10 protein-coding genes are annotated in these 12,262 nt (G+C 71.3%); 7 read left to right on the plus strand and 3 right to left on the minus strand.

What is annotated here, in order from left to right; translation table 11 throughout:
- Positions 1-19: 19 nt before the first annotated feature.
- Positions 20-1,537, minus strand: a complete 1,518-nt coding sequence (locus ACFPIH_RS21340; RefSeq protein ID WP_381174505.1) for an MFS transporter — start codon at positions 1,535-1,537, stop codon at positions 20-22.
- Between the two features lie 97 nt (positions 1,538-1,634).
- On the opposite strand from ACFPIH_RS21340, the gene ACFPIH_RS21345 reads away from it, so the two are divergent.
- Complete coding sequence (locus tag ACFPIH_RS21345) at positions 1,635-2,219, plus strand: TetR/AcrR family transcriptional regulator (RefSeq protein WP_381174507.1); 585 nt, start codon at positions 1,635-1,637, stop codon at positions 2,217-2,219.
- Positions 2,220-2,270: 51 nt separating this feature from the next.
- On the opposite strand, the gene ACFPIH_RS21350 is transcribed toward ACFPIH_RS21345, so the two are convergent.
- Complete coding sequence (locus ACFPIH_RS21350; RefSeq protein WP_381174509.1) at positions 2,271-3,497, minus strand: PucR family transcriptional regulator; 1,227 nt, start codon at positions 3,495-3,497, stop codon at positions 2,271-2,273.
- A 175-nt stretch (positions 3,498-3,672) separates the two neighbouring features.
- Here ACFPIH_RS21350 and ACFPIH_RS21355 point away from each other — a divergent pair, with 175 nt between their 5' ends.
- The 4 genes from ACFPIH_RS21355 (at position 3,673) to ACFPIH_RS21370 (ending at position 7,746) form a co-directional block, all read left to right on the plus strand.
- Positions 3,673-4,599 carry a proline dehydrogenase family protein gene (locus ACFPIH_RS21355; RefSeq protein WP_381174510.1) on the plus strand — a complete coding sequence of 309 codons (927 nt, stop codon included), beginning with the start codon at positions 3,673-3,675 and terminating at the stop codon, positions 4,597-4,599.
- 233 nt (positions 4,600-4,832) lie between these two features.
- Positions 4,833-6,464: an L-glutamate gamma-semialdehyde dehydrogenase gene (gene pruA, locus ACFPIH_RS21360; protein WP_381174512.1), complete on the plus strand. Its 1,632-nt coding sequence runs from the start codon at positions 4,833-4,835 to the stop codon at positions 6,462-6,464.
- A gap of 77 nt (positions 6,465-6,541) precedes the next feature.
- Positions 6,542-7,432, plus strand: coding sequence for an alpha/beta fold hydrolase (locus tag ACFPIH_RS21365; protein ID WP_381174514.1), 891 nt, complete (start codon positions 6,542-6,544; stop codon positions 7,430-7,432).
- A 182-nt stretch (positions 7,433-7,614) separates the two neighbouring features.
- A complete protein-coding gene (locus ACFPIH_RS21370) occupies positions 7,615-7,746 on the plus strand; it encodes a hypothetical protein (protein WP_381174516.1) in 132 nt (43 codons plus the stop codon).
- Between the two features lie 66 nt (positions 7,747-7,812).
- On the opposite strand, the gene ACFPIH_RS21375 is transcribed toward ACFPIH_RS21370, so the two are convergent.
- The gene (locus ACFPIH_RS21375) at positions 7,813-9,405 is read right to left on the minus strand and encodes a purple acid phosphatase family protein (RefSeq protein ID WP_381174518.1); all 1,593 of its coding nucleotides are present in this window, start codon (positions 9,403-9,405) and stop codon (positions 7,813-7,815) included.
- Between the two features lie 131 nt (positions 9,406-9,536).
- Between ACFPIH_RS21375 and ACFPIH_RS21380 the strand changes: the two genes are divergently transcribed.
- Positions 9,537-10,580: a 3-isopropylmalate dehydrogenase gene (locus ACFPIH_RS21380; protein WP_381174520.1), complete on the plus strand. Its 1,044-nt coding sequence runs from the start codon at positions 9,537-9,539 to the stop codon at positions 10,578-10,580.
- A gap of 257 nt (positions 10,581-10,837) precedes the next feature.
- Positions 10,838-11,926 (plus strand): branched-chain amino acid aminotransferase, encoded by a 1,089-nt coding sequence (locus tag ACFPIH_RS21385; RefSeq protein WP_381174522.1) that lies wholly within the window; start codon positions 10,838-10,840, stop codon positions 11,924-11,926.
- The last annotated feature ends 336 nt before the right edge of the window (positions 11,927-12,262 follow it).

A 12,262-nucleotide genomic window follows, 5' to 3' on the forward strand; every position in this document is an offset into this window, starting at 1 on the left:
CGCCGGACGGCTGAGTTGATCAGCTCGTCCGGCGTTTGCTTGTGGACGCTACTTCGCGCAGGCTCACCGTCGCCGCCACCGCCGACCCCGCCAGCACCACCGCGCCCGCGATGGCCGCGGCCTGCATTCCACTGGTGAACGCCTCCCGCGCGGCCGTGGCGAGTCCGGGGACCCGGTCGGCCAGCGCCAGCGCGCCGCCCAGTGTCTCCCGGGCCGGATCCGGTGCCGAGGACGGGATCTCGTGGCGGTAGATCGCCGTACCGATGGAGCCGAGGACCGCCATGCCGAGGGCGCCGCCGAACTCGGCGCCGGTCTCAAGGAGGGAGGAGGCGGAGCCGGCCCGCTCGGCCGGGGCCGCGCCCATCGCCAGGTCCGTCATCTGGGAGATGACCATGACGATCCCGGAGGCGAGGACCCCGCAGGCGACCAGCACGAGCCACATCGAGTCGGTGCCGGCGAGGGCCAGCAGGGCGTAGCCGGCCGCGGCGGTCGCGAAGCCCGCCGTGACGACGTGGGCCCGCTCGACGCCCTTCTGGACCAGGCTGGTGGCCAGCGGGGCGGCCATGCCGATCGGCACCGAGGGCAGCAGCGCCCACAGGGCCGCCTCCAGCGCGCTCTTGCCGAGCACCGACTGCAGGTACTGCGTGGTGAAGAAGGCCGAGCCCATCATCCCGAAGGAGGAGACCAGGTTCAGGACGACCGCGGGGGCGAATCCGGGACCGCGGAAGAGGGCCGGGGAGATCATCGGGTTCGCGGCGGTGCGCTGACGGTGGACGAAGAGCGCGGCGAAGAGCAGGCCGACGGTGATCGAGACGACGTACTGGGGGTGCAGGCCCTCGGAGGGGATCTCCTTCAGGCCGTAGACGACCGGGAGCACGGCGGCCATCGACAGCGGGACGCTCGGCCAGTCGAAGCGGCCGGGAGCGGGGTCGCGTGACTCCGGCAGCAGGATCGGCCCGAGGACCAGCAGCAGGAGCATCGCGGGCAGGTTGACCAGGAAGACCGAGCCCCACCAGAAGTACTCGACCAGGATCCCGCTCATCACCGAGCCGAGCGCGACGCCGGCCGTCATGACCCCCGACCACAGACCGATCGCCTTCGCGCGCTGCGCCGGGTCGGTGAACATCGTGCGGATCAGGGCCATCGTCGAGGGCATCAGGGTCGCCCCGCCGACACCGAGGAGCGCGCGGGCGGCGATCAGGGTCTCGGCGCTGTTCGCGTAGGCCGCGAGGAGCGAGGCGGTGCCGAAGGCGGCGGCGCCCAGGAGCAGCAGCCTGCGGCGGCCGATGCGGTCGCCGAGGGAGCCCATCGTCATCAGCAGCCCGGCCAGCGCGAACGCGTAGATGTCGAAGATCCACAGCTGCTGGGTGCCGCTCGGTTCCAGGTCCGCGCTGATCGCCGGGATCGCGAAGTACAGGACCGAGACATCCATGGAGACCAGCAGCAGCGGAAGCATCAGCACGCCGAGGGCGGTCCACTCCCGGCGGCCGGCGCGGTGGCCGGTCGCGGTCAGGTCGGTGCACGTCGAGTTCGTCATGCCGAGGAATGTACGCACGTATTAAACGCTTGTCTATGACGGATGTATAAGTCGCTCGTATGGGACGTCTGTATGGATCGGCGGTACGATGGCGGCCATGGGACACCGCGACGATCTGCTCGAAGGCGCCAAGCGCTGCCTGCTGGCGAAGGGGTTCGTGCGCACCACCGCGCGCGACATCGTGAAGGAGTCGGGGACCAACCTCGCCTCCATCGGCTACCACTACGGCTCGAAGGACGCGCTGCTGGCGCAGGCGTACGTCGCTCTGGTCGAGGAGACGTCCGACGCCTTCGAGGGGGACGTGGCGGGCGAGCCCGGCTCGCTGGAGCGGTTCCGGAGCGTGTGGGCGAGTGTCGTCGCCACCATGCGGGAGCCCGGCTCGCTCTGGCGGCTCAGCATGGAGATCGTCGTCATGGGTGACCAACTGCCCGATGTGCGCGACGAGTTGGCGCGCGCGCAGCGGGAGGGTTCACGCGGATTCGTCGCGCTCCTCAGGGGAGTGCCCGAGGAGGACGTCACGGACGCCACCGCCGACACGCTCGGCAGCTTCTACTCGACCCTGATGCTGGGGCTCATCGCGCAGTGGACCTTCGATCCCAAGACCGCGCCCGACGCCGACGCACTCACCGAGGGTCTGCGCCAGGTCATCGAGGGCGCTGCGACTGCCTCGCGTGCTGGCTGATCAGCCCCGGCGACCCGGCCGCACGGAACTGCCCGCATGTGACCCGTGAGGTCAGAGGCGGGCCGCCTTCAGGGCCATGTGCAGGAGGAGGCGGTCCTCGCCGTCGTCCAGGTCGAGGCCGGTGAGCTGTTCGACGCGCGACAGCCGGTAGTACAGCGTCTGGCGGTGGATGCCCAGCTCGGCGGCCGTGCGGCCGGCCTGGCCCGCGCAGTCGAGGTAGACCTCGGCGGTGTGGGCGAGGTCCCGGTGGGCGGGGGAGAGGAGATCCCGTACGGCCGGGTCGTGCCCGGACTCCGGGGGCAGCGCCGTGAGCATCCGGTACGGCCCCAGGGCCGCCCACCGGGCGACCGGCCCGAGCCGCGGCTCCGCCAGCACCGCCCGCGCCGACGCGACGGCCTCCCGCCAGGCCACCCCGAGTTCCGCAAGCCCGACCCGCCCAACGGCGACCCCCGCAGCGCCTCCACCCATGGCACCCCCCGCCCCACCGGCGCCCCCCTCCCGGCTCGCCCCGCCCGCCCCGCCCGCGCCCAGGCCCCCGCCCCGCTCCAGCAGGCGTCCCGCTGTCGATGTCGCCGGGGTGAGGGTGTCGGTCGAGCGGAGTCGGATCAGGACTGCCAGGCACTGGGACGTCGGCCCCCACGGCACCGTGCACAGGGCGGTCGCTCCCGGGAGGGTGCGCAGGGACGGGGCGCCGGTCGGCCAGGGGGCCACGCAGATCACCGTGTGCGGGGCGTCCGCGCGGGCGCCGAGGGCGGTGCGCAGTTCCGCCACCGCCATGTCGAGCGGCCAGCCGGACCGCGCGGTCAGCACCGCCCGCAGCTCCCTCGTGAGGTCGGCGCCGTGCCGGACCTCGTCCGCGAGGAGGGCGCCGATCCGGGCGGCCACCTCCATGGCGGCGGCCAGCTGGGCGTCCGAGAGCCCGGGATCGCCGTCCAGCAGCCAGACGTAGCCGAGGACGACCCCGCCATGCCGTACGGGAAGGCAGACGCGCCCCCGGTTCACCCCCGCCTCCGGGGTCGGCGGGATCCGGACCGGGCCGGTCGCCCGCGTGATGCCGAACCCCTCGAACCAGGTGCGCACGGCCGCCGTCGAGCGCCGGGTCAGGATCGAACGGGCCCGCACCGGGTCGAGGGCCGAGGCGTCCAGCTCGCCCTCACTGTCGTACGCGCCGAAGGCGATCAGCTCGAAGTCCCGGTTCTCCAGGGTCGCGGGGACGCCGAGCAGCTCCGAGATCTCATCGACCAGCTCTTGGTAGTCGCCTTCGTAATCGCCTGTCACCCGGGCATTCTCGCTCAATTCCGCAGGCCTTCATACATCTGTCTGAGATCTGCGGCACGGATGCGTGACAGCTGTCGATGGCCGACGATCGAGGGGATCCTTAGGTTTCACGGTGGTTCTGTCTGCTGCTCTTCTGTCTGCCGGTCTGCGGACCGCTGGTCTGTGGAGGTGCCCCGTGCTGGGTCCCGTGATTCTCGCCGCGTCGCACAGCGACCGGATGCGACGCCTGATCTCGGCGGCCCCGGTGACCAGGCAGGTCGTCGACCGCTTCATCCCGGGCGAGACGGTCGACGACGTCGTACCGATCGTCGAGGACCTCACCGGCCGGGGCCTGGAGCTGACGATGGACGTCGTCGGCGAGGACATCACCACCCCCGCGCAGGCCACCGCCGCCCGGGACGCCTACCTGCGCCTCGTCGAACGGCTCGGGCCGCTGGAGCTGGGTACCCGTGCCGAGATGTCCGTGAAGCTGTCGATGTTCGGCCAGGCACTGGAGGGCGGGCACGAGCTGGCGCTCGCCAACGTCCGGCCCGTCGTCGAGGCCGCCGCCGCCATCGGGACCACCGTCACCCTCGACGCCGAGGACCACACCACCCTCGACTCGATGTTCGCCATCCACGAGGAACTGCGCCGGGACTTCCCGCAGACCGGCTGTGTCATCCAGGCCTACCTCTTCCGCACCGAGGCCGACGCCCGCCGGCTCGCCGCGGCCGGCAGCCGGGTACGGCTGGTGAAGGGGGCGTACAAGGAGCCCGCCGAGGTCGCCCACCAGCAGAAGCACGAGATCGACAAGGCGTACGTCCGGGTGTTGAGGACTCTGATGGAGGGTGAGGGGTACCCGATGGTCGGGTCCCACGACCCGCGTCTCATCTCCATCGCGCAGGAGCTGGCCCGGCAGGCCGGCCGCAAGCCCGACGAGTACGAGTTCCAGATGCTGTACGGGATCAGGAGCGACGAACACCTGCGGCTCGCCGCCGAAGGCCACCGTATGCGTGTCTACACCGCCTACGGCACCGACTGGTACGGCTACTTCATGCGCAGGCTCGCGGAGAAGCCGGCCAACCTGCTCTTCTTCGCCCGGAGCGTGATCACCCGTGGCTGACACGACGTGGTCTCGCCGCAGCATCTGCCGGGGGTCCGGGGGTTGTCCCCCGGGAAGGCGCAGCATGCGCAGGCTCGCGGAGAAGCCGGCCAACCTGCTCTTCTTCGCCCGGAGCGTGATCACCCGTGGCTGACACGACGTGGTCTCGCCGCAGGCTCGCGGAGAAGCCGGCCAGCCTGCTGTTTTTCGTGCGCTCGACTCTGACCAAGCACTGACAAGGAGTTAAAGCACCCATGGACGCTGTGACCCAGGTCCCCGCCCCCGTCAACGAGCCGGTGCGCGGCTACGCCCCCGGCTCGCCCGAGCGGGCCCGGCTGGAGGCCAGGCTCAAGGAGCTGGCCGACAACCCGATCGAGCTGCCGTGCACCATCGGCGGCGAGCGGCGGATGGGCGGTGGCGACGCCTTCGACGTGGTCCAGCCGCACAACCACCGCGCCGTGATCGGCACCTACCGCAACGCGACCCGGCAGGACGCGCAGGACGCCGTCGACGCGGCCCTCGCCGCCGCGCCCGCCTGGCGTGCGATGTCCTTCGACGACCGCGCCGCGATCATCCTGCGCGCCGCCGAGCTGCTGGCCGGGCCCTGGCGCGAGACGATCGCCGCCTCCACCATGCTCGGCCAGTCCAAGACCGTGCAGCAGGCCGAGATCGACACCCCCTGCGAACTGGTCGACTTCTGGCGCTTCAACGTCCACTACGCCCGCCAGATCCTGGCCGAGCAGCCCCCGGCGAACTCCCCGGGCGTGTGGAACCGCCTCGACCACCGCCCGCTGGAGGGCTTCGTCTACGCGATCACGCCGTTCAACTTCAGCGCCATCGCGGGCAATCTGCCGACCGCGCCCGCCCTCATGGGCAACGTGGTGGTGTGGAAGCCGTCGCCCACGCAGACCCACGCGGCTGTGCTGCTGATGCGGCTGCTGGAGGAGGCGGGCCTGCCCAAGGGCGTCATCAACCTCGTCACCGGTGACGGAATCGCGGTGTCGGAGGTCGCGCTCGAGCACCGCGACCTGGCCGGCATCCACTTCACCGGCTCGACGAAGACCTTCCAGTACCTGTGGAAGACGGTCGGCGCCAACATCGAGAAGTACCGCTCCTACCCGCGGATCGTCGGCGAGACCGGCGGCAAGGACTTCGTCGTCGCCCACCCGAGCGCCGACCGCGCGGTCCTGAAGACCGCCCTCACGCGCGGCGCCTTCGAGTACCAGGGCCAGAAGTGCTCCGCGACCTCCCGGGCGTACATCCCGGCGTCCCTCTGGAACGGCGGCTTCCGCGAGGAGTTCGCCGCCGAGGTCGACCACCTCGCCATGGGTGACGTCACCGACCTGTCCCACTTCATCGGTGCCGTCATCGACGAGCGCGCCTTCGCCAAGAACAAGGCCGCCATCGACCGCGCGAAGCAGGACCCCACCTGCACGATCGTCGCCGGCGGGTCCTACGACGACTCGGTGGGGTACTTCGTCCGGCCGACCGTCGTCGAGTGCTCCGACCCGGACAACGAGGTGTTCCGCACCGAGTACTTCGGTCCGTTCCTCGCCGTCCATGTCTACGAGGACGACCGGTACGACGAGATGCTCACCCAGATGGAGGCGGTGTCCGACTACGCCCTCACCGGCTCGGTCGTCTCCAGTGACCGCGCCGCGACCGCGTACACCATGGAGAAGCTGCGCTACGCGGCCGGCAACTTCTACATCAACGACAAGTCGACCGGTGCCGTCGTCGGCCAGCAGCCCTTCGGCGGCGGCCGGGCCTCCGGCACCAACGACAAGGCCGGCGCCCCGCAGAACCTCCTGCGCTGGACGCTGACCCGCGCCATCAAGGAGACCCTGGTCGCACCGACCGACTACACCTACCCGCACATGGGCTGAGCGACATGGGCCGATAATCGCCGCAACCCAGCGGGCCGGATCTGACACGGACCGGCCCGCTGGGCAGGCTGACCGCCATGACAACGGTGATCACGGAAGACGGCATACAGCTGTGGACGAGTGTGTCCGGCCGCGGCGCGCCCCTGCTGCTCTGCCACGGTGGCCCCGGCCTGTGGGACATGTTCGGCGACATGGCAGCGCTGGTCGCCGGCTCCGCCCGGGTCGTGCGCTGGGACCAGCGCGGCTGCGGGCGCTCCGAGCGGTGCGAGGGGCCCTGGACCACCACCCGGTTCGTCGCCGACCTGGACGCCGTACGGCACCACCACGGCCCCGGCCGGATCGCCCTGCTCGGCCACTCCTGGGGCGCCCAGCTGGCCCTCGCCTACACCCTCGCCCACCCGGAACGGGTCCGGGCGCTGATCTACGTGGCCGGGACGGGCATCGGGCCGGCCAAGGACTGGTTCGAGCCGTTCCGCAAGAACCTGCTCGGCCGAATCGGCGAGGACCCCGAACGGCTGGCCCGCTGGCGGGAGTTGACCGACCGCCCGGAGCGGACCGAGGTCGAGGAGCGGGAGCGGGCCGAACTCCGGTGGTCGGCGGAGTTCCCCGACCGCGCGCGGGCCCCGGAGCACGCCCGCCGGATGGCCGACCCCTGGTTCGGGATCAACGACGAGTGCAGGGCGCGCCTCGACGAGGAGCTGAGCGCCACCTGGCGCGACCCCGCGATCGAGGCGGCCTGCCGCAGACTCGACGTGCCGGTGCTGATCATCGACGGGGCCCACGACATCCGGCCGCGCTCGGCGGTGGACTCCCTGGAGAAGGCCCTGCCCCGGGTGCGGCGGGTGGTGCTGCCGGAGGCCGGGCACCTGCCGTGGGTCGAGGATCCGGACGGATTCCGGGCCGCGGTGAGCGGCTTTCTGACCAGCGCGGTCTCCGGCGCCGTCTCAGATAGTAGGAAGTCCGACTAACTGTGGAGACAGGCGCGCGCTCCTCCCTTAGCTTTGTAGGAGCCGAACGACTCGCTCGATCCAGCGAATGGCGGTCGTGAGCCGGGCCCGATGCAGGCAATCCCTGCGGCCAGCGCTCGCCGCCCACCGGCGTCTCGTACCCCTTTCCGCACTCCACGGAATTCTGAAGGAGTCGATTTCCCATGGCCGAGACGACCGTCCGCCGCCGCGTCCGCCACTCCTCCCGTGCGAGCGAGTCCGACCGCAAGAACGCCGCCGCCGCGCTCCAGCGCGCCCTCGACCGCCGCGACAACGGCGGCGAGACCGGCCACTGACCCTCGCCCGCGAGTAGTCCGGGAGCCGCACCCGCACGGGTGGCGGCGCGGGTCCCGAAAGGGACTTCAGGACCCGCGCCGCACCTCGAACCGGTCGATGCGCCCGCCGTCCTCCGCGTGCGCCGACACCGTCAGCCGCGCCGACGGCCCGCCGACCGCCTCCACCGAGAGGTAGGAGAAGCCCCGGTAGCGCACCCGCGACCACTCCACCGTCTCCGCCGCGTTCTCGCGCGAGCGTGTCCAGTGGAAGGTGTCCACGGACTCCCGGTCGCGGACGCTTCCCTCGTAGCTCTCGGGTACGCCCACCGGGAAGCCGTACAGATCACGGCCGCCGCCGCCCGCCGTGACGTACACGGTGCCGTCCCGCGTCGGATCCGTGGACCCGCCGACCGGGACCGTACGGCCCACCCGGCCGCCCTTGAGGGCGTCCGTCCGCTCGTAGACGTGGTTGTGGCCGTTGATCACCAGATCCACCTGGTACCGGTCGAACAGCGGCTGCCACTCGGACCGCACCCCGCCGTCGGAGGCGTGCGCCGAGGTCGAGTAGGCGCAGTGGTGGAAGAAGACGACGACGAAATCGACGTCCGCCGACCTGCGCAGCGCGTCCAGCGTGCGCTTCAGCCACGCCGTCTGCCGGCCCTCCGTGTAGCCCAGGTTCGCCGGGATCTCGTACGACACGTCGTTCGCGTCCAGCGCCACCACGCCCACGTTGCCGTACCTGAACGCGTACACGCCCGGGGCCGTGCGCGGGTCGAAGCCGTTGTCGGGGAGGGAGAAGCGGGCCAGCTGGCCGCCGTAGCCGTCGGGGGAGTACCAGGCCTCCATGTCGTGGTTGCCGGTCGTCACCATCCACGGCACCGACCGCGCCACCGGCTCGCTCTGCTTCAGGAACGCGTCCCAGGCGGTGGGGTCGTAGCCGTCCGACTTCTCGCCCCGGCCGGTGCCGTCGGCGTAGCAGATGTCACCCGCGTGGAGATGGAAGGCGGGCGCCGCCTTCAGCAGCAGCCGGTCGATCGCCGCCGCCGAGCGGCCCACGCCCTGGTCGCCGAACGCGGTGAACACGAACCGCTCGGCGCCGGAGGGTGCCGTACGGAAGGACGCGACCGTGGCGCGGTGGGCCGCGTCGGCCGGGTCGAAGCCCTCGTGGCCGACGCCGTAGTAGTACGTCGTCCCGGGCAGCAGATCGGCCACGGCCGCGTGCACGTAGTACTGGTCGAGCGCGCCGCGCACCCCGTCGATCCCCGGGGTGTGCAGGTCGCGCACCTCCGCCCGCACCTTCCCGCCCAGGTCGTCCGGGCGGGTGCCGATCCGGACGTACGGCGTGCGCACGGCGGCCGGGACCTGCCAGGAGATCCGCATCTGCGTACGCGGGTCCGCGCCGAAGGCGAGATGCCGGCCGAAGGGCGTGACGGAGGAGTTCCCCGTGGCGCTCGGAGTGGGGCTCGTGGACGTCCTCGGGGCGGGGGAGTCGCCCCCGCACCCCGTCAGCAGTCCGCCCGCCGCCACCGCTCCCGCCGTCACCAGCGTGCGGCGCCTGGTCAGCCTGGTGCGCAGGTACTCGTACTGCTCCGCCATGCTCATGCCGCGGGCCAGCCGGGGCGGAATGCCGACATCCGGTACGGGGGGTCCGGGGGGTGTCCCCCTGGAAGGCACGGTCATGTTTTCGAAGCTTCCCCCATCGCCCAACGGGCGTCCTGCGTACGGGTGAACGCCAGTCGACCACCCCGTATGTGCTGTCCGTATGCCGGACAGTCCGTGTCATCCCATGGGACCCGGAGTACGGTGCCGTCATGTCTCGCAGTATCAATCTCGCAGTGATTCCCGGTGACGGCATCGGCCAGGAGGTCGTGGCCGAAGGCCTGAAGGTCCTCTCCGCCGTCCTTCCGCAGGATGTGAAGCTGGAGACCAAGGAGTACGACTTCGGCGCCAAGCGCTACCACGCCACCGGTGAGACCCTCACCGACGCGGACCTCGACGCGCTCAAGCAGCACGACGCGATCCTGCTCGGCGCGATCGGCGACCCGGCGGTCCCGTCCGGCGTCCTGGAGCGCGGCTTCCTGCTCAAGCTCCGCTTCGCCTTCGACCACCACGTCAACCTGCGGCCGAGCAAGCTGCTGCCGGGTGTCGCCACCCCGCTGGCCGGCGAGCCGCAGATCGACTTCGTCGTGGTCCGCGAGGGCACCGAGGGCCCGTACACCGGCAACGGCGGCACGATCCGCAAGGGCACCGAGCACGAGGTCGCCACCGAGGTCTCCGTGAACACGGCCTTCGGTGTCGAGCGCGTGGTCCGCGACGCCTTCGCCCGCGCCCAGGCCCGCCCGCGCAAGAAGCTCACCCTCGTCCACAAGAACAACGTGCTGACCTTCGCCGGTCACCTGTGGACGAACATCTTCAACAAGGTGGCCGAGGAGTTCCCCGAGGTCACCACGGACTACATCCACGTCGACGCGGCGACGATCTACCTCGTCACCGACCCCGCCCGCTTCGACGTCATCGTCACCGACAACCTCTTCGGCGACATCATCACCGACCTCGCCGCGGCCGTCTCCGGCGGCATCGGCGTCGCCGCCAGCGGGAACATCAACCCGGCCGGCGAGTTCCCGTCCATGTTCGAGCCCGTCCACGGCTCGGCCCCGGACATCGCGGGCCAGGGCAAGGCCGACCCCAGCGCCACCGTGCTGTCCGTCGCCCTGCTGCTGCGCCACCTCGGCTACGAGGCCGAGGCCGCCCGGATCGAGGACGCGGTCTCCGCCGACCTCGCCGACCGCACCGGCAAGCCCGCCCGCAGCACCTCGGAGATCGGCGACGCGCTCTCCGTACGCGTAGCCGGCTGACCCGTCGAGCCGCGTCATTCGCGAAAAGCCGTCGGGTCGCTTCCGCGCCCGGCGGCTTCCGCATGTCCCCCGCCGGGTGCCACCATCAATCCCGGGTCGCATTCACGCCGTTTTCTTCCCCGGACCCCGCTTGCGATAATCGAACGCGGAGCCGCGGAATGAGGTATTGCTCGGACGTCCAAGCACTGGCCGGAACTCACCGGTCGCTGGGGGTGTGAGCGCGGCCCGTCACTACAACCGGTGAAGGACAACCACTCATGACGACGCCCACGATCGAGCTCAAGCCCTCCGCCAGCCCGCTGGCCGCCGCCGAGCGGCAGGCGATCCTGGGGAACCCCGGGTTCGGCCGCCACTTCACCGACCACATGGTGACCATCAAGTGGACCGAGGGCCGCGGCTGGCACGACGCGCAGCTCGTTCCGTACGGGCCGATCTCCCTCGACCCCTCCAGCCACGTCCTGCACTACGGCCAGGAGATCTTCGAGGGACTCAAGGCGTACCGCCAGGCCGACGGCTCCGTCGCGGTGTTCCGCCCGGAGGCCAACGCCCGCCGCTTCCGCACCTCCGCCCGCCGCATGGCCATGGCCGAGCTGCCCGAGGACCTCTTCATCGCCGCTCTGGACGCGCTTCTCGCCCAGGAGGCCGACTGGGTGCCGCCGCACGGCGGCGAGGAGTCCCTCTACCTACGGCCGTTCATGTTCGCCACGGAGACCGGTCTCGGCGTCCACCCGGCCAACGAGTACCTGTTCATGCTGATCGCCTCCCCCTCCGGCGCCTACTTCGCCGGCGGCGTCAAGCCGGTCACCATCTGGGTCGCCGAGGACTACGTCCGCGCCGTCCCCGGCGGCACCGGAGCCGCCAAGACCGGCGGCAACTACGCGGCCTCCCTCCTCCCGCAGGCCGAGGCCGCCGCGAACGGCTGCGACCAGGTCGTCTACCTCGACGCGGTGACCCGCACCAGGGTCGAGGAGAGCGGCAGCATGAACGTCGCCTTCGTCTACGGCGACCGCATCGTCACCCCCGAGCTGACCGGCTCGATCCTCGAGGGCATCACCCGTGACTCCCTCCTCCAGGTCGCCCGGGACCTCGGCTACACCGCCGAGGAGGGTGTGATCACCCTGGAGCAGTGGCGGGCGGACGCCGCCTCCGGTGCCCTCACCGAGGTCTTCGCGTGCGGCACCGCGGCCGTCGTCACCCCGATCGGGCACGTCAGGACCCGGACCGACGCCTGGACCCACGGCGACGGCACCCCCGGCCCGGTCACCGTCCGTCTCCGCGAGGCCCTGCTGGGCATCCAGCGTGGGGTGAAGCAGGACACGCACGGCTGGATGCACCGCATCGGCTGAGCCGGAAGTTGATGCAGGGGCCTGTCCCGCCTCCCGGGGCGGGCCCCGCCCATGACATGGTGCGAGCTCGGACGGCGGGGCGCGGGTGAGGCGGCCGTGGAGACGCTCGACTTCCCGACGGCGACGAGGCCTCCACCGTCAGAACCTCGACGACGAGGCCTACCGCAAGCTGCGCGCCCTCGGCCTCTCCCGGTACCCCCACGGCCCCGTCCGCTACGACCCCGCTGACCAGTTCGTGGCTCGCATCCTGAGACACCCGATTCGCACCGGCGCGACTTGTGCCAAACTGCCCCCGTGTTCTCGTTCGCCACGATTATTGGCAGCAGGCGCGCCGGT

This window comes from Streptomyces vulcanius (assembly GCF_042653945.1).
Taxonomy (GTDB): Bacteria; Actinomycetota; Actinomycetes; order Streptomycetales; family Streptomycetaceae; genus Streptomyces; species Streptomyces mangrovi.